Here is a 17,825-nt window from a genome sequence, read left to right as displayed (position 1 = left end):
TGGTGAACGGCAATGTGAAAAAATATTCTCAAAGAGTTCGGGTTTAACCGATGATTTGACATAATAGCGCGCGGTTTTGCAGCCGGCGGCTGTTTGCGGCGCGCAGGCGCCGTGGAAATTAAATGTTAGATTTTATAACTGTTATGTCCGCTTACCAGCCCGATTTCGTGGGCATTTAGCTGGTTTTACAGCTGAATATTGTTGCCTCGCTTCGGCGATCTGGTAACAAGCGCGAGATAGCGTGATTTTTCACCGAAGTAGAACGTTTTTGCGCCTTGTGGCGGCTTCGCGTGGTTGGTAAAGTAAGCGGATTTTATTTTCCGCCCCCAGCTTGCAGGATTATCCTTTAGTATGTTTAAAAAATTTCGTGGCATGTTTTCCAACGACTTGTCCATTGACCTGGGTACTGCGAATACCCTGATTTACGTCAAAGGCCAGGGCATCGTGCTGAATGAGCCCTCCGTCGTTGCCATCCGTCAGGATCGTGCCGGCTCCCCAAAGAGCGTAGCGGCAGTCGGTCATGACGCAAAACAGATGCTTGGTCGTACGCCGGGCAATATTGCCGCTATTCGCCCAATGAAAGACGGCGTTATCGCCGATTTCTTCGTTACCGAAAAAATGCTGCAGCACTTTATTAAGCAGGTGCACAGCAACAGCTTTATGCGTCCCAGCCCGCGCGTGCTGGTATGCGTACCCGTCGGCGCCACCCAGGTTGAGCGCCGCGCAATCCGCGAATCCGCTCAGGGCGCAGGCGCGCGCGAAGTGTTCCTGATCGAAGAACCGATGGCCGCGGCAATTGGCGCAGGCCTGCCGGTGTCTGAAGCGACCGGCTCTATGGTTGTGGATATCGGCGGCGGCACCACCGAAGTGGCGGTCATCTCTCTGAACGGCGTGGTCTATTCTTCATCTGTCCGCATCGGCGGCGATCGTTTCGATGAAGCGATTATCAATTATGTACGCCGTAACTACGGCTCGCTGATCGGCGAAGCGACCGCCGAACGCATCAAGCATGAGATCGGCTCCGCCTATCCGGGCGACGAGGTGCGCGAGATCGAGGTGCGCGGACGTAACCTGGCTGAAGGCGTGCCGCGCGGCTTTACGCTCAACTCCAATGAGATTCTGGAAGCCCTGCAGGAGCCGCTGACCGGCATCGTCAGCGCGGTGATGGTGGCGCTGGAGCAGTGTCCGCCAGAACTGGCCTCTGATATTTCAGAACGCGGAATGGTGCTGACCGGCGGCGGCGCGCTGCTGCGCAACCTTGACCGTCTGTTGATGGAAGAGACCGGCATTCCGGTAGTAGTGGCTGAAGATCCGCTAACCTGCGTCGCGCGCGGCGGCGGCAAAGCGTTGGAAATGATCGACATGCACGGCGGCGATTTGTTCAGCGAAGAATAATCTGCCAGAAGGGAGCGCCAGGCGCAGGCCGCGCTCCCTTTTCATGATGTCGGGGAATACGCAGAGTTTATGAAGCCAATTTTCAGCAGAGGACCCTCCCTGCAGCTCCGCCTTTTTCTGGCGGTTATCGTGGCAATCGGCATCATCGTCGCCGACAGCCGCGTGGGTTCGTTTACCCAAATCCGTAACTATATGGACACGGCGGTTAGTCCATTCTATTTTCTGGCCAACGGGCCACGACAAATTCTGGACAGCGTTGCTGAAACGCTGGCCTCTCGCCAGCAGCTGGAACAGGAAAATAAAGCGCTGCAGCGCGAACTCTTTCTGAAAAATAGCGAGCTGCTGATGCTGGGACAATACCGGCAGGAAAACGCGCGCCTGCGCGAGCTCTTAGGGTCGCCGCTGCGTCAGGATGAGCAGAAGATGGTGACGCAGGTTATCTCTACCGGCACCGATCCTTATACCGATCAGGTGGTCATCGATAAGGGCAGCCTCAACGGCGTTTACGAAGGTCAGCCGGTGATCAGTGATAAAGGTGTCGTCGGGCAGGTCATTGCAGTGGGTCAAATGACCAGCCGCGTGCTGCTGATTTGCGATGCGTCCCATGCGCTGCCGATCCAGGTGCTGCGTAACGATATTCGCGTCATCGCCGCCGGCAACGGCTGTACCGAAGATTTGCAGCTGGAGCATCTGCCGGGCAATACCGATATTCGCGTCGGCGACGTGCTGGTGACTTCCGGCCTGGGCGGTCGTTTCCCGGAAGGCTACCCGGTCGGCGTGGTCTCGTCGGTGAAAGTGGACACGCAGCGCGCCTATACGGTGATTCAGGCGCGTCCGACGGCAGGCCTGCAGCGTCTGCGCTATCTGCTGCTGCTGTGGGGCGCGGATCGCAACGGCGATCTGCCGATGGCGCCGGATGAAGTGCATCGGGTAGCCAACGAACGTCTGATGCAAATGATGCCGCAAGTGTTGCCGCCAGCGGGCGAAATGGGGCCGCCTGCGCCGTCTGAAGCGGGAGCGGCATCGCCCGCAGCGCCTGCGGTCAGTCGACCGACGGGCAGCAACCCGCCTGCCGGCAACCGTCCCGCCGCACAGGGAGGCCAGCCTTGAGCCGCTATCGCAGTCATGGCCGCTGGGTTATCTGGCTCTCCTTCCTGGTCGCGCTGGTGCTGCAAATCATGCCATGGCCGGACGATCTCTATATGTTCCGGCCCTCCTGGCTGCTGTTGATTCTGATTTACTGGCTGCTGGCGCTGCCGCATCGGGTAAGCGTCGGCACCGGCTTCGTGATGGGCGCCATTATGGACCTCATCTCTGGCTCGACGCTGGGGGTGCGCGCACTGGCGCTCAGCATCATCGCTTATCTGGTGGCGTTCAAATTCCAGCTGTTCCGCAATCTGGCATTATGGCAGCAGGCCCTGATGGTAATGGTGCTCTCGCTGGCGATGAATGTGATTGTGTTCTGGGCCGAATTTTTAGTAATTAATATCTCGTTCCGCCCGGAGATTTTCTGGAGCAGCGTTATAGACGGTATTTTGTGGCCCTGGCTATTCTTATTGATGAGAAAGATTCGTCGACAATTCGCTGTTCAATAAGGACAACTATGTTATCCCTTTATCTTGCCTCCGGTTCGCCGCGCCGTCGCGAACTGCTGACGCAGCTTGGCCTGCATTTTGAGCGTGTCATTACCGACGTTGAAGAGTTGCGCCGCGAAGAAGAGAGCGCGCAGCATTATGTGCGTCGTCTGGCGCGGGAAAAGGCGCTGGCGGGCGTGGCGGTCGCGCCGCAGGATCTGCCGGTGCTGGGCGCGGATACCATCGTGGTGCTGAACGGCGAAGTGCTGGAAAAACCGCGCGATGCGGCGCACGCGGCGGAAATGCTGACGCGCCTGTCGGGCAAAACCCATCAGGTCATGACCGCGGTGGCGCTTGCCGATCGTCAGCGCGAGCTGGATTGTCTGGTGCTGACCGACGTCACCTTTCGTCTGCTGACGCCGCAGGATATCAGCGATTACATCGCCAGCGGCGAACCGATGGATAAGGCTGGCGCTTACGGCATTCAGGGGCTTGGCGGCAATTTTGTCAGGAAAATTAACGGAAGCTATCACGCAGTGGTTGGCCTGCCGCTGGTGGAAACCAGCGAGTTGTTCAGTCATTTCCAGTCATTGCGTGAGGTGGGTGAGAGGACATGATGACGGCTGAGCTACTGGTTAACGTTACGCCATCGGAAACGCGCGTAGCTTATATTGACGGCGGTATCCTGCAAGAAATCCATATCGAACGCGAAGCGAAGCGCGGCATCGTCGGCAACATCTATAAAGGCCGCGTCAGTCGCGTTCTGCCGGGCATGCAGGCTGCCTTTGTCGATATTGGCCTGGATAAAGCCGCCTTCCTGCACGCCTCCGATATTATGCCGCATACCGAATGCGTGGCGGGCGAAGAACAGAAGAACTTCAGCGTCAGGGATATCGCCGAACTGGTGCGCCAGGGGCAGGATCTGATGGTGCAGGTGGTAAAAGATCCTCTGGGTACCAAGGGCGCGCGTCTGACTACCGATATTACGCTGCCTTCGCGCTACCTGGTCTTTATGCCGGGCGCCTCGCACGTTGGCGTTTCGCAGCGCATTGAAAGCGAAGCGGAGCGCGATCGCCTGAAGGCAGTGGTCTCCGCTTATTGCGACGAGCAGGGCGGATTCATTATCCGCACTGCCGCAGAAGGGATCGGTGAAGAGGAGCTGGCCCAGGACGCGGCGTTTCTGAAGCGCCTGTGGACCAAGGTGATGGAGCGCAAAAAGCGCAACAAGACCCGCTGCCGTCTTTATGGCGAACTGGCGCTGGCACAGCGCGTACTGCGCGATTTCGCCGGCGCCGCGCTCGATCGCATCCGCGTCGATTCGCGCCTGACCTATGAATTGCTGCTGGAATTCACTTCCGAATATATGCCGGAAATGACCGCTAAGCTGGAGCACTACAGCGGCAAGCAGCCAATCTTCGATCTCTACGACGTAGAGAACGAAATTCAGCGCTCGCTCGATCGCAAGGTTGAGCTAAAGTCGGGCGGCTACCTGATTATCGACCAGACCGAAGCGATGACCACCATCGATATCAATACCGGCGCCTTTGTCGGCCATCGCAACCTGGACGAAACCATCTTCAATACCAATATTGAAGCGACGCAGGCGATCGCCCGGCAGCTGCGTCTGCGCAATCTGGGCGGCATTATCATTATCGACTTTATCGATATGAATAATGAGGAGCATCGCCGTCGGGTGCTGCATTCGCTGGAGAGTGCGCTGAGCAAAGATCGGGTGAAAACCAGCATCAACGGTTTCTCCGCGCTGGGACTGGTGGAGATGACGCGCAAGCGCACCCGCGAAAGCATCGAGCATGTGCTGTGTCAGGACTGCCCGGTCTGTAAAGGGCGCGGCACGCTGAAAACCGTTGAAACCGTCTGCTATGAAATTATGCGCGAGATAGTGCGCGTGCATCACGCCTACGACTCCGATCGTTTTCTGGTCTACGTCTCTCCGACCGTTGGCGAAGCGCTGAAAAGTGAAGAATCGCATGCGTTGGCCGAGGTGGAGCTGTTTGTCGGCAAGCAGGTGAAAGTGCAGATCGAGCCGCTCTATACCCAGGAGCAGTTCGACGTCGTGATGATGTAAAATCGGGTTAAGATTTTGGCCCGCATTTGCGGTTTCTCTCCGGTCAAGCGCTAAAAATGCGCGCCTGTTTCAGGTAAACTGCATCTGATTTGCTTCTCCTGCTGTTGCTGCAAAGGCACATTCGGGAATGTGAGCCAGCTTATTCATCCGTTCAGTTTGCGCAAGACAAGGAGAGGTGTGTGAGGCAACTGCCCAGGATCCTGTTACTTACAGGCGCAGCGGTGATCGTCATCGTTGCGCTACTGGTCAGTGGTTTGCGGCTGGTCATGCCGCATATCGATCGCCACCGCGACACGCTGCTTGACGCCGTCTCCTCGGCGACCGGTTTAAAAGTCGATGCCGCCTCGCTCCAGGGACGCTGGGAAAACTTCGGCCCGACGCTGGACGCGCGCCAGTTGACGGTGGCGCTGCCTGACGGCGGCTCGCTCAATATCGGCCGCGTTACGCTGGCGCTGGATGTCTGGCAGTCCCTGCTGCATGCCCGCTGGCAGTTCCGTGAATTAACCTTCTGGCAACTCGATCTCGACAGCCGCTCTCCGCTGATCAGTAACGACGCCGCCAATCACAACCTTAAAGCGGGTCAGATTAACGATCTCTTCCTGCGCCAGTTCGACCATTTCGACTTGCGCGACAGCCGCATCCGTTTCCAGACGCTTTCGGGACAGCGAGCCGAGCTGGCGATCCCGCGCCTGAGCTGGCTGAATGAAAAAGCGCGTCACCGCGCGGAGGGGGAGGTCAGTCTTTCCAGCTTTACCGGGCAGCACGGTGTGGTGCAGGTGCGGCTCGATCTGCGCGATGAGAATGGCCTGCTGAACAATGGTCGCATCTGGCTGCAGGCGGACGATGTGGACGTTAAACCCTGGCTGGGACAGTGGATGCGTGACAATACCACGCTGCAGCGCGCCCGGTTCAGCCTGGCGGCCTGGCTGAGCCTGAAAGAGGGTGAAATTTACGACGGCGATGTCTGGCTTAAACAGGGCGGCGCGCACTGGCAGGGCGATAAGCGTCCGCACCGCCTGGAGGTGGATAACCTTGGGCTGCATCTGGCGCGCTGGCGCAGTGGCTGGACCGTTACCGTACCGCAAAACAACCTGCGCACCGACGGCGAACCCTGGCCGAAAGGGCATTTCGCTCTCGCGTGGCAGCCAGCTCAGGGCGACGCGCCCGGACCGGAGAGCGAAGAGGAGCTGCGCGTTCGCGCTACCGGGCTGAATTTACAGCGGCTCGAACCGTTAATCCCGCTTTTTTCCCGCCTTTCGCCGCAGATGCTGGAGAACTGGCGTACCCTGCATCCGCAGGGTGAAATTGATGCGCTGGCGCTAGATGTCCCGCTGCGTCAGCCGGATCAAACCCGTTTTCAGGCGCGCTGGCGTGATATGAGCTGGCAGCATTGGCAGCTGCTGCCCGGCGCGCAGCACGTGACGGGCGCGCTGAATGGCAGCCTGGCCGACGGCCGCCTTGATATTCGCGTTAACGATGCGGTGATGCCTTACGGCACCATGTTCCGCGCGCCGCTGGAGATTGCGCAGGCGAGCGGTACGCTGAGCTGGCAGCACAGCAAAAACGCGCTGGCGCTGCAGGGACGAGATCTTGATATACAGGCCCGATCGCTTTGGGCCAGAGGCGATTTCAGCTACCGTCAGGCAACGGGCCAGGCGCCGCGGCTCGATATTCTGGCCGGGATTAACGTCACTAACGCGGGCGACGCCTGGCGCTATTTCCCTGAGCCGCTGATGGGCACTGGCTTAACCAACTATCTCAGCGGCGCTATCAAAGGCGGGCAGGTTTCCAATGCCACGTTGCTGTTCGCGGGCAACCCGAAACTTTTCCCTTTCCGCCATAACGACGGCATGTTTGAAGTCTGGGTGCCGCTGCGCAACGCCAGCTACGCCTTCCAGCCTGGCTGGCCGTCAATTGATAAGCTTGATATCGATCTCGATTTTGTTAACGACAGCCTGTGGATGAAGGCGCAGCAAGCGATGTTGGGCAAGGTGCAGGCGAACAACGTCAGCGCGGTGATACCAGACTATCTGAAAGAGAAGCTGTTGATTAGCGGCGATCTGCGCGGCGAGGCGGCCGATATCCGCGACTATTTCAATCAGACGCCGCTGCGCTCGTCGCTGGGCGCAGCGCTGGATGAACTGCAGCTGGGCGGTCAGACCGGCGGCCACCTGAAGCTGGATATTCCGCTGGACGGCCAGTTGGTTCATGCGCGCGGCGACGTGCAGCTTAAAGATAACTCACTGTTCGTTGCGCCGCTGAATACCCGGCTTACCGGCTTAAACGGCAGCTTTACCTACGACAACGGCAACCTGCGCAGCGATACCCTGGAGGCTAACTGGTTCGGTCAGCCGATCAACGTCGATTTTCATACGGAGGAGCAGCCGCAGTCGTATCAGATTGGCGTTAACCTGGCGGCCGACTGGCAGGTTAACCGACTCTCTCCTTTGCCGGCTGGCGTCAGCCAGCAGCTGAGCGGCAAACTTCCCTGGCAGGGCGACGTGGCGATCACGTTGCCGCACGGCGGCGGTGCGAATTACAAAATCAACCTCTCCGGCGATCTAAAAGATGTAAGCAGTCACTTACCTGCGCCGCTCGATAAGATGCGCGGCAGCGCAATGCTGCTGAAAGCAAGCGTGACGGGCGATCTGCGCCATTTCGATCTGGAAGGCGCTGTGGCGAATCATCACCGCTTTAACAGCCGTTGGCTGCTGGGCAAAGCGTTGCGTCTCGATCGCGGCATCTGGCTGAATGATGCGCGCGCCACGCCGACGCTGCCTGAAACGCGCGGCATGATGCTGAACCTGCCGCCGCTTGACGGCGACAGCTGGCTGAAGCTGTTGATGGCGAAAGAGGGCTCGTCACAGAACGAGGCGAAGAAAAAGCCGGGCAAAGAAAGCGTGCCGGCGGAAGGCCTGAGCAAAAACGCGCTGCCGGGGGAAATTACGCTCAGTACGCCCGCGCTTCAGCTGGCGGGCCAGCAGTGGCACGATACTGCGGTTACGCTGCGTCAGCAGATGGCGGGCGGTATGCAGGCCGAGGCGAAAGGGCGCGAAATCAGCGGTAGGCTCGATATGCCTGCCAGCGGACCGTGGCGCGCGCATCTCGCCTGGCTCTATTACAACCCGGTATGGCCAAAAAGCGATGGCGGAGCCTCATCTCCATTACCGCAGCAGAGCGGCGACATCAATTTCGCCAGCTGGCCCGCGCTACAACTGATCTGCGACGACTGTTGGCTGCGTGGTCAGAAGTTTGGCCGCATGCAGGCGAACCTGACGCCGCGCGGGGATACGTTAGCGCTTACTAATGGCGTGGTGGATACCGGCAGTTCGCGCCTGGAGGTCAACGGCGAGTGGGTAAACCGGCCTGACGACCAGCGCACCTCGCTGAAAGGGAAACTGAGCGGCAAGAATATTAACAACGCCACCAACTGGTTTGGCGTCAACACCCCGCTGCGCGACGCCTCTTTTATGCTGGATTACGACCTGCACTGGCGCGCCGCGCCGTGGCAGCCTTCGGAAACTTCATTGAGCGGCGTGCTGAAAACCCACTTCGGCAAGGGACAGATCGCTGACGTCAGCAGTGGCCGGGCCGGACAGCTGCTGCGGCTGGTCAGCTTCGATGCGCTGCTGCGCAAACTGCGTTTCGATTTCAGCGACACTTTTAGCGAAGGGTTCTGGTTCGACTCTATTAACGGCACGGCGTGGATCAAAGATGGCGTCATGCAGACCGATAATCTGCTGGTGGATGGGCTGGAGGCGGATATCGCCATGCAGGGCCAGCTTGACCTGGTGCAGCGGCAGATCGATATGGAGGCGGTGGTGGCGCCGGAAATCTCCGCATCGGTCGGCGTGGCGACCGCTTTTGCGATTAACCCGGTGGTTGGCGCGGCGGTATTCGCCGCCAGTAAAGTGCTCGGCCCGCTGTGGAATAAAATTTCCCTGTTGCGCTATCACATCAGCGGCCCGATAGATAAGCCGGAAATTAATGAGGTATTGCGTAAGCCGCGTGAAAAGAGCGAGAAGTGAATTTGACGCCGCAGGGGAATTACCGCAGGCTATAGCAATAATGTCACACAACGAGTGAGAAACGATGAGTCTGAATCTGGTAAGTGAGCAATTGCTAACTGCGAACAACATCAATCAGCAGGATCTGTTCACCCTGCTTGGGCAGCTTTCAGAACGTCGTCTGGATTATGCCGATCTCTACTTCCAGTCCAGCTATCATGAATCCTGGGTGCTGGAAGACCGCATTATTAAAGATGGCTCCTGGAATATCGACCAGGGCGTCGGCGTGCGCGCCGTCAGCGGCGAAAAAACCGGCTTCGCCTATGCCGATCAAATCACGCTGACTGCGTTGCAGCTAAGCGCACAGGCGGCGCGTAGCATCGTGCGTGAACAGGGCGATGGGCGGGCGCAGGCGCTGGCGGCGGTCAACCATCGCGCGCTTTACCCAATGAACGATCCGCTGCAAAGCCTGGCGCGCGAAGAGAAAATCGCCCTGCTGCACCGGGTGGACAGCGCAGCGCGCGCGGCGGACAAACGCGTGCAGGAAGTGAGCGCCAGCCTGACCGGCGTCTATGAGCTGGTGCTGGTGGCGGCTACCGATGGCACGCTGGCGGCGGACGTGCGTCCGCTGGTGCGGTTGTCGGTCAGCGTATTAGTCGAAGAAGACGGCAAGCGCGAGCGCGGCTCCAGCGGCGGCGGCGGGCGCACCGGCTACGATTTCTTCCTGGCGGATGAAGCGGGCGAAGTGCGCGCGGAGCGCTGGGCGCGCGAAGCGGTGCGCATGGCGCTGGTAAACCTTTCCGCCGTGGCGGCGCCGGCAGGCTCTATCCCGGTGGTGCTGGGCGCAGGCTGGCCGGGTGTGTTGTTGCATGAAGCGGTGGGCCACGGTCTGGAAGGCGACTTCAACCGTCGCGGCACCTCGATGTTCAGCGGTCAGATGGGCAAGCAGGTCGCTTCCGAACTTTGTACGGTCGTGGATGACGGCACCATCAGCGGCCTGCGCGGTTCGCTGGCGATCGATGATGAAGGCGTGCCGGGACAGTACAACGTGCTGATCGAAAACGGCGTGTTGAAAGGCTATATGCAGGATAAGCTTAACGCGCGTCTGATGGGCGTCGCGCCGACCGGCAACGGAAGACGTGAATCCTACGCGCATCTGCCGATGCCGCGCATGACCAATACCTATATGCTGGCCGGACAGTCCACGCCGCAGGAAATTATCGAAAGCGTCGAATATGGCCTCTATGCGCCAAACTTCGGCGGCGGTCAGGTGGATATCACCTCCGGCAAATTTGTCTTCTCAACCTCAGAAGCCTATCTGATTGAGAAGGGCAAGGTAACCCGTCCGGTAAAAGGCGCCACGCTGATTGGTTCCGGTATTGAAGCAATGCAGCAGATCTCAATGGTCGGCAACGATCTGGCGCTGGATAAAGGCGTCGGCGTCTGCGGTAAAGAGGGACAAAGTCTGCCGGTCGGCGTCGGCCAGCCAACGCTGAAGCTGAATCGCCTGACCGTCGGCGGCACCGCCTGATCATGCTATTGCCCCTGGCGGCTTTGACGTCAGGGGGACTACGCACCGCTCTCGCGGTGCTCCTGATAAATCTGCGCCACCTTCTTAAACCAGGCGCTAAGATAGTCGATACACACCTGCACCTTTAACGGCAGCTTATCTTTCTGGGTATAAAGCGCATAGACCGGACGCGGATCGGACTGATAGCGGCTGAAAAGAATCTCCACCTCGCCCGCCTTAATCTCCTCAATCACCCACATCAATGGCACGTAAGCGATGCCGCAGCCCGCTTTTAGCCAGCGGATCAGCGTTTGCGAATCATTCGTGACGAAACGGCCCTGCGGTGAAAGGTGGGTGCTGATGCCCTCTGGCGCAATCAGCTCAAAATCGCTGTCCGGGCGCACGCTATATTCCAGCCAGGAGAAATTCGCGATATCGGCGGGCTTCTCCGGCGTGCCGTGCTGCTCCAGATAATGTTTCGCCGCACAGACCACCATCGGCATCGAGCCGAGCCGTCGTGAGAAAAGGCTGGAATCCTGTAACGCGCCAACGCGGATCACCACGTCGAGACCATCGGCGATCAGATCGGGCGCCGGAATGCCGGTCACCAGGTTGACCGTCAGGCCGGGGTATTCCTGTAGCATTTCAGCCGTCATGGTTGCCAATACGTTTTGCGCCATGGTGGAGGAGCTGCCGATACGTAGCGTGCCGATGGGCGAATTGTTAAACGCGTAGAGCTGTTCATGCACCTGCTGCGCTTCATTCAGCATGCGGCGACAGCCCTGATAGTAGATACGTCCCGCTTCGGTAAGACCGATACTGCGCGTGCTGCGATTCAGTAATTTCACCTGCAGCTCATCTTCCAGTTTTGCCATAATTTGACTGATGGAAGAGACGCTCATTTGTAACTGGCGCGCAGCGGCGGTAAATGAACCTAATTCAACCACTTTGGCGAAAACTGACATTCCTTTCAGACGTTCCATTATTCACTCTGGCTTAAAAGTGATTTAGATCACATTATGTAGATAACGTATAGTCAGGCGCGTTACTATATGACGCCGGGTTGCCGTCTGGTTACTCACCTTCTGTGTCAAAGTATGTAGTACACGCTATGCTTTAGGTTCTGATATTCGTCTGACAGTGTACCTGTGGACCAACCATCATCAACCCATAACGCGAAACTTCCTGTAGCAACAGGCTAGCTTCGTGTTGGCATAACGGAAAGGCCCGGTTACGTATCAACAAGGATAAAAGATGAGTGTGTTACCGGTTATTGTCATATTTGGGCTCTCTTTCCCGCCCATATTTTTTGAAATCATCGTTTCGCTTTTGCTGTTCTGGCTGGTGCGTCGCATGCTGCTGCCGGTCGGCATTTATGATTTTGTCTGGCATCCGGCGCTGTTTAACACCGCTCTCTACTGCTGCCTGTTTTATCTGGTATCCCGTCTGTTCGTCTGAGGTTTTAAGTGAAAGCTCTAATAAGAAAAATTGCGCGCTATGCTATTACCCTGATTCTGGTTGCGATAGCCGTAGTCGTCGTGTTCCGCGCCTGGGCTTTTTACACCGAGTCGCCCTGGACGCGTGATGCGAAATTTACCGCCGACGTGGTGGCGATCGCGCCGGACGTGACCGGTCTGATTACCGACGTGCGGGTGCGCGACAACCAGTATGTGAAGAAGGGCGACGTGCTGTTCACCATCGACCAGCCGCGCTTCGAGAAAACGCTGGCCGAGGCGGAAGCCGATGTCCAGTATTACCAGTCGCTGGTGGATGAAAAACGGCGTGAAGCGGCGCGGCGTAATAAGCTGGGCGTGATCGCCATGTCGCGCGAAGCAATTGAGCAGTCGAACAACGATCTGCAAACCGCCGAACATCAGCTGGCGAAAGCGCAGGCCTCGCGCGATCTGGCGAAGCTGGATCTGGATCGCACCGTGATCCGCGCGCCGTCTAACGGCTGGGTCACCAACCTTAACGTCTTTACCGGCGAGTTTATCAACCGCGGCACTACGTCGGTCGCGCTGGTGAAGGCGGACTCTTACTACATCATGGCCTATATGGAAGAGACCAAGCTGGAAGGCATCCGTCCGGGCTATCGCGCTGAAATCACGCCGCTGGGCAGCGAGCGTGTGCTGCGCGGCACGGTGGACTCCATCGCCGCCGGGGTGACCAACAGCAGCAGTAGCGTCGACAGCAAAGGGATGGCGACCATCGACTCCAACCTGGAGTGGGTGCGTCTGGCGCAGCGCGTGCCGGTTAAGATCCGCCTCGATCGTCAACAGGGCAATCTCTATCCGGCCGGCACCACCGCGACGGTGGTGGTCACCGGCGAGAAAGACCGTGAACAGGGGCCGCAGTCGCCGCTTTCCCGGCTGCTGCACCGCCTGCGTGAGTTCGGTTAAGCGAGGGCGTGATGCAACTCGAACGGATACGCTTCCCGGTTAAGCTGACTTTCGCTCTGCTGGCGGCGCTGCTGGTGGGTTTCCACTTTAATCTGGAAACGCCGCGCTGGGCGGTGATGACCGCCGGTATCGTAGCGGGCGGCACCGCTTTCGCCGCGGGCGGCGATCCTTACTCCGGCGCGCTGCGTCACCGTGGCATGCTGCGTATTATCGGCACCTTTCTCGGCTGTCTGGCGGCGCTGGTGATTATGATTGCCACTATTCGCGCGCCGGTGGTGATGCTGCTGCTCTGCTGTATCTGGGCGGGCGTCTGCGTCTGGCTCTCTTCGCTTATTCGAGTTGAAAATTCCTATGCGCTGGGGCTGGCGGGCTATACCGCACTGATTATTGTGATTAGCGTCAATGTCGGCGGCACGCCGATGCTGGCGCCGCAGTTTGCCGTCGAGCGTTGTAGCGAAATCGTTATCGGCATCGTCTGCGCCATCCTTGCGGATATGATTTTCTCGCCGCGCTCGATTAAAAAAGTGATTGATAAAGAGATCGAGTCGCTGCTGCTCGAGCAGTATCGCCTGCTCCAGCTTTGCGTTTCGCATGGTGATAAGAATGAGGTGGATAAAGTCTGGGGCAACCTGGTGCGTCGCACCACGACCCTTAACGGCATGCGCAGCCAGCTGATGATGGAATCGTCACGCTGGCAGCGCGCTAATCGACGCCTGAAGGCGCTGCATACGCTCTCCCTGACGCTGATTACCCAGGCGGCGGAAACCTTTCTGATCCAGAACTCGCGGCCGGAATATATTCCGCCGCAGTACGGTGTGCTGATGGAAAAAGAGGTGAATAACCTTGGCGATCTGCACAAGCATTTAAAAAACCTGCGTCGCGTCATTAGCGCCTCCGGCAGTAAAAGCACGCCGCTGACGCTGGCGAGCTGGGTGGGGGCGGCGACGCAGTATCTGATGTTGCTGAAGGGCATTCAGACCAACAGTAGCATCAGTCAGCAGGAAGAAGCGATCCTGAAAGAGGATGTGGAAGTGGTGCGCGCCCGTTCGGCAGAAACGCATCACGCGATGATCAACGGCATCCGCACTTTTGTCGCCACGGCGCTGGGCTCGCTGTTCTGGCTCTATTCCGGCTGGACTTCCGGCAGCGGCTGTATGCTTATGCTGGCGGTGATCACCGCGCTGGCGATGCGCGCGCCGAACCCGCTGATGATGGCCAAAGATTTCCTTTATGGCATGACGGTGGCGGTGCCGCTGGGGGCGCTCTACTTCATGGTGATCTTGCCCGCCACCCAGCAGAGCATGCTGCTGCTCTGCATCGCCGTCGGCACGCTGGCGTTTGTCGCCGGCATCTTTATTCAGCGGCGTCAGCTGGGCACGCTGGGCGCTTTTATCGGTACGCTTAACGTGCTGGTGCTGGATAACCCGATGACCTTTTCCGTCAATGCGTTTCTGGACAGCGCGCTGGGACAGGTGATTGGCTGTTTTGTCGCGTTGATGGTCATCCTGATTATTCGCGACAACTCGCGCGCGCGCACTGGCCGCACGCTGCTGAATCGCTTTATGTATGCCGCGGTCTCCGCCCTGACGACCAATCAGGCGCGCCGCAAAGAGAATCATCTGCCTGCGCTCTATCAGCAGCTGTTTCTGTTGCTGAACCTGTTTCCGGGCGATATCGATAAATATCGCATTGCGCTGACGCTGATTATCGGCCACCAGCGGCTGCGCAATGCGGAGATTCCGGTCAACGCCGATCTCTCCGCGTTCCATAAGCAGCTGCGCTATACTGCCGATCGGGTCATCGCTTCACGCAGCGATGATAAACGACGATATTACTACCAGCGTCTGCTGCGCGAGTTCGATACTTATCAGGAAAAACTGATGCAGTATGATGCTCCGCTGAGCGTAACGGAGCCGGTGAAACGGCTGGCCGATATGCTTAAAAAATATCAGCATACTCTGATTAATATCTGATCCCTCGCTGGCGCCGCCCCGGCGCCGGCGCTTGCGCCATTTTTCCCTGCTTCATCCTGAGCAAAGGCCGAATGCCCGGCCTTTGCCATCTATACTTTGCTTTACAGGATGATTAAAACAGGAGCGAAAAATGCCTCATTCCCTGCAGGATAACGACCTTTTCCAGACCGGCTGCCTGATTGACGGCCAGTGGAAAACTCTCAATGAAACGTTCGACGTGCTGAATCCGGCCACCGGCGAGGTCATCGCGCAAGTCGCGAAGGGCGGTAAGAAAGAGACGGAACAGGCTATCGCGGCGGCGGAAAAGGCCTTTCCCGCCTGGCGTGCGCTGACGGCGAAGCAGCGGTCGGAGATCCTTTACCGCTGGTATCAGCTGATTATCGAAAATAAACGCTGGCTGGGCGAACTGATGACGGCGGAGCAGGGCAAGCCGCTGAAAGAGGCGGAAGGCGAAGTGGAATACGCCGCCAGCTTTATTCAGTGGTTCGCCGAGCAGGCCAAACGCATTAACGGCGAGATCATTCCCCCGGCAAAAACCGGCGCGCGCATTCTGGCGACGCGCGAGCCGATTGGCGTCGTTGCCGCGATTACGCCGTGGAATTTCCCGATGGCGATGCTGACGCGTAAGCTGGGCCCGGCCCTGGCCGCAGGCTGCACCGGGATTATCAAACCGGCCAACAACACGCCGCTTTCCGCTTTCGCGCTGCTGGCGCTGGCGAAAAAAGCGGGCGTGCCTGACGGCGTGCTGAACGGCGTCGCCGGCGACACCCATGCTATCAGCGACGCTATTATGGCCAGCGGCGCGGTGCGCAAAATCTCCTTTACCGGCTCGACCGCCGTGGGGAAAACGCTGATGCGCAACGCCGCCGAGACAATGAAAAAAATCTCGATGGAGCTGGGCGGCAACGCGCCTTACATCGTATTTGAAGATGCGGATATCGATGCGGCGGTAAAAGGGGCCATCGCTAATAAATTCCGCAACGCAGGCCAGGTTTGCGTCAGCGTTAACCGCTTCTTTATTCATGAGGCTGTATACGATCGCTTCGTCAATCAGCTGGCGGACGAAGTGAATAAACTGAAGGTCGGCAACGGCATGGATGAAGGCGTGGTGGTTGGTCCGTTGATTAACGCCGCAGCGGTGGAGAAAGTAGAGGAACATGTCAAAGACGCGCAGGCTAAAGGCGGGCGCATCGTGGCGGGCGGCGCGCGACACGCGCTGGGCGGGAATTTCTGGCAACCGACGGTGATTGCCGACGCCAGCGAAGAGATGAAGCTGGCGCGCGAAGAGACCTTTGGTCCGGTAGCCGCCTGCTTCCGCTTCGCCAGCGAAGAGGAGGTGATTCAGCGCGCCAACGCGACGGAGTATGGACTGGCGGCCTATTTTTACACGCAGAATCTGCAACGGGTCTTTCGCGTCTCCGCCGCGCTGGAAAGCGGCATGATTGGCATTAACGAGTGCGCCGTCTCCACCGAGCTGGCCCCGTTCGGCGGCGTAAAAGAGTCTGGTCTTGGACGCGAAGGTTCGGTATTGGGTATCGAGGAGTATCTGGAAGTAAAAGCCCTGCATATTGGCGGCCTTTAACCCCATCGGGCGCGCAAGCGCCCGATGACGCATTACGGAGCAGTCGCATGAAGAAAGAGACGTTTGACTTTAATGAGATCGTCGATCAGGCGCATTTTTATCGTCAGTTCAGTGAACGCTTCGCGCTGTCAGAGCAGTTAATTGTCGATCTTGATACCTTATGGGATGCTGTCACCGAGTCCTTGCCGTTACCGATAGAAATTGAATTTATTCATCTCGGCGCGGGGCAAAAACGTCGCTATGGCGCGCTGATCCTGCTGTTTGATGAAGCGGAAGAAGAGCTGGAAGGGCAGCTGCGCTTCAACGTGCGTCAGGGCTGAGAGATCCTCACGAAAAAGCGGCATAAAAAAGGCCCCAACGTATGGGGCCAAAGGGTTCGTCATGCAGTGACGAGGAATTATTTATAGATTTCCGCCGTAGCGTGCCAGTTATCGCCGGTACGCGCTTCAATAATGCGATAAGCGCGAGCGCCCTGCGCATCCGCTTTTTCAGCAAGCTGCGCGCGATAATCCATCGGCGAACCGCCGACGCCGCTGGCGGTGATTGTCCCCGCAGACTGCAAATGCTGCGCCTGTTGCTGGTTCACCAGTTCCGCGGCGGAAGCGCCAAACGTCGCCAGCGACAGCAGGCCAAGAGCAGTGATAGCCGTTTTCATTTTCATTGTTCATCTTCTCCTGCGATCAACAACCTGCGGGATACAACATCAAGACCAGGTCATCGATGCCAAATTCAGGCGTACGCCCGGTAATTATTTATAAATTTCAGCGGTAGCGTGGTAGTTGCCGTTGCTATAGGCCTCAACAACGCGATAGGCGGAAGCGCCCTGTTTGTCCGCTTTTCGCGACAAATGTTCGCGGATCGTGGTCGGGCTGCTGTCGATGCCGCTTACGGAGATAGTACCGATCGGCTGCAGGTTCTGGCTGGCGACATCTTGCGGGGTAACCAGTTCGGCAGCGCTGGCGCCGAATGACAGAACGGTAGCAAAACCTAAAGCAGCAAGGGTGAATGTGGTTTTCATTGTATTACTCCAGAGTATTCAGTTGTAACGGCAGCCGGCATGGCTTGATGGCGTTTTTTATATCTGGGGCTGCCCGATTCGGTGATAAAGCAACTGGCCTGCGCCAGCGGATAACTTATTTGTACAGTTCAGCAGTAACGTGCCAGGTGTCATTGTTACGCGCTTCGATAATGCGATAAGCGCTGGCGCCTTCACGTTCAGCTTTTGCCTGCAACGCCTGATGGATATCCATCGGGACGCCGGCAACGCCGCCCAGGCTCACGGTGCCGACAGGCTGTAGA

At 58.1% G+C, this 17,825-nt stretch carries 16 protein-coding genes; 12 read left to right on the top strand and 4 right to left on the bottom strand.

Annotation, left to right across the window (positions count from 1 at the left end; translation table 11 throughout):
• Window positions 1-351: 351 nt before the first annotated feature.
• The 7 genes from mreB (at window position 352) to tldD (ending at window position 10,593) form a co-directional block, all read left to right on the top strand.
• A complete protein-coding gene (mreB, locus tag MYY08_RS12855; protein ID WP_003855260.1) occupies window positions 352-1,395 on the top strand; it encodes a rod shape-determining protein MreB in 1,044 nt (347 codons plus the stop codon).
• A gap of 69 nt (window positions 1,396-1,464) precedes the next feature.
• Window positions 1,465-2,505, top strand: coding sequence for a rod shape-determining protein MreC (gene mreC, locus MYY08_RS12850; RefSeq protein ID WP_288014477.1), 1,041 nt, complete (start codon window positions 1,465-1,467; stop codon window positions 2,503-2,505).
• Entirely contained in the window at window positions 2,502-2,990 is a 489-nt protein-coding gene (mreD, locus tag MYY08_RS12845; protein ID WP_084970260.1) for a rod shape-determining protein MreD, read from the top strand. Before mreC ends, mreD begins: the two co-directional genes overlap by 4 nt.
• Window positions 2,991-2,998: 8 nt before the next feature.
• A complete protein-coding gene (locus MYY08_RS12840) occupies window positions 2,999-3,586 on the top strand; it encodes a Maf family protein (protein WP_038628844.1) in 588 nt (195 codons plus the stop codon).
• Window positions 3,586-5,055, top strand: a complete 1,470-nt coding sequence (gene rng / locus MYY08_RS12835; protein ID WP_038630165.1) for a ribonuclease G — start codon at window positions 3,586-3,588, stop codon at window positions 5,053-5,055. Before MYY08_RS12840 ends, rng begins: the two co-directional genes overlap by 1 nt.
• A gap of 179 nt (window positions 5,056-5,234) precedes the next feature.
• Complete coding sequence (gene yhdP / locus MYY08_RS12830; protein ID WP_288014474.1) at window positions 5,235-9,083, top strand: AsmA2 domain-containing protein YhdP; 3,849 nt, start codon at window positions 5,235-5,237, stop codon at window positions 9,081-9,083.
• A 64-nt stretch (window positions 9,084-9,147) separates the two neighbouring features.
• Complete coding sequence (gene tldD, locus MYY08_RS12825; protein WP_288014473.1) at window positions 9,148-10,593, top strand: metalloprotease TldD; 1,446 nt, start codon at window positions 9,148-9,150, stop codon at window positions 10,591-10,593.
• 38 nt (window positions 10,594-10,631) lie between these two features.
• Here tldD and aaeR read toward each other — a convergent pair whose 3' ends face one another.
• On the bottom strand, window positions 10,632-11,555 hold the full coding sequence (gene aaeR / locus MYY08_RS12820) for an HTH-type transcriptional activator AaeR (RefSeq protein ID WP_038628840.1): 924 nt from the start codon (window positions 11,553-11,555) through the stop codon (window positions 10,632-10,634).
• Between the two features lie 271 nt (window positions 11,556-11,826).
• Here aaeR and aaeX point away from each other — a divergent pair, with 271 nt between their 5' ends.
• From aaeX to MYY08_RS12795, 5 genes are all read left to right on the top strand, one after another.
• Window positions 11,827-12,030 carry a p-hydroxybenzoic acid efflux pump operon protein AaeX gene (gene aaeX, locus MYY08_RS12815; protein WP_038628839.1) on the top strand — a complete coding sequence of 68 codons (204 nt, stop codon included), beginning with the start codon at window positions 11,827-11,829 and terminating at the stop codon, window positions 12,028-12,030.
• A gap of 8 nt (window positions 12,031-12,038) precedes the next feature.
• The gene (aaeA, locus tag MYY08_RS12810; protein WP_038628837.1) at window positions 12,039-12,971 is read left to right on the top strand and encodes a p-hydroxybenzoic acid efflux pump subunit AaeA; all 933 of its coding nucleotides are present in this window, start codon (window positions 12,039-12,041) and stop codon (window positions 12,969-12,971) included.
• A gap of 11 nt (window positions 12,972-12,982) precedes the next feature.
• The gene (aaeB, locus tag MYY08_RS12805; protein WP_084970257.1) at window positions 12,983-14,944 is read left to right on the top strand and encodes a p-hydroxybenzoic acid efflux pump subunit AaeB; all 1,962 of its coding nucleotides are present in this window, start codon (window positions 12,983-12,985) and stop codon (window positions 14,942-14,944) included.
• Window positions 14,945-15,074: 130 nt separating this feature from the next.
• The gene (locus tag MYY08_RS12800) at window positions 15,075-16,526 is read left to right on the top strand and encodes an NAD-dependent succinate-semialdehyde dehydrogenase (RefSeq protein ID WP_084970256.1); all 1,452 of its coding nucleotides are present in this window, start codon (window positions 15,075-15,077) and stop codon (window positions 16,524-16,526) included.
• A gap of 47 nt (window positions 16,527-16,573) precedes the next feature.
• Window positions 16,574-16,846, top strand: coding sequence for a barstar family protein (locus MYY08_RS12795; protein ID WP_038628833.1), 273 nt, complete (start codon window positions 16,574-16,576; stop codon window positions 16,844-16,846).
• 77 nt (window positions 16,847-16,923) lie between these two features.
• On the opposite strand, the gene yhcN (MYY08_RS12790) is transcribed toward MYY08_RS12795, so the two are convergent.
• From yhcN (MYY08_RS12790) to MYY08_RS12780, 3 genes are all read right to left on the bottom strand, one after another.
• Window positions 16,924-17,187, bottom strand: coding sequence for a peroxide/acid stress response protein YhcN (gene yhcN, locus MYY08_RS12790; RefSeq protein WP_084970255.1), 264 nt, complete (start codon window positions 17,185-17,187; stop codon window positions 16,924-16,926).
• A gap of 87 nt (window positions 17,188-17,274) precedes the next feature.
• A complete protein-coding gene (gene yhcN / locus MYY08_RS12785; RefSeq protein ID WP_038628830.1) occupies window positions 17,275-17,544 on the bottom strand; it encodes a peroxide/acid stress response protein YhcN in 270 nt (89 codons plus the stop codon).
• Window positions 17,545-17,659: 115 nt separating this feature from the next.
• A partial coding sequence (locus MYY08_RS12780) for a YdgH/BhsA/McbA-like domain containing protein (RefSeq protein ID WP_288014479.1) occupies window positions 17,660-17,825 on the bottom strand: 166 nt, incomplete at its 5' end.

The sequence above is a fragment of the Mixta sp. genome, assembly GCF_024610815.1.
In the GTDB taxonomy this organism is placed as follows: domain Bacteria; phylum Pseudomonadota; class Gammaproteobacteria; order Enterobacterales; family Enterobacteriaceae; genus Mixta; species Mixta calida.
The sequence above is the reverse complement of the archived record's forward strand: the minus strand, read 5'-3'. Positions and strand labels throughout refer to the sequence as shown.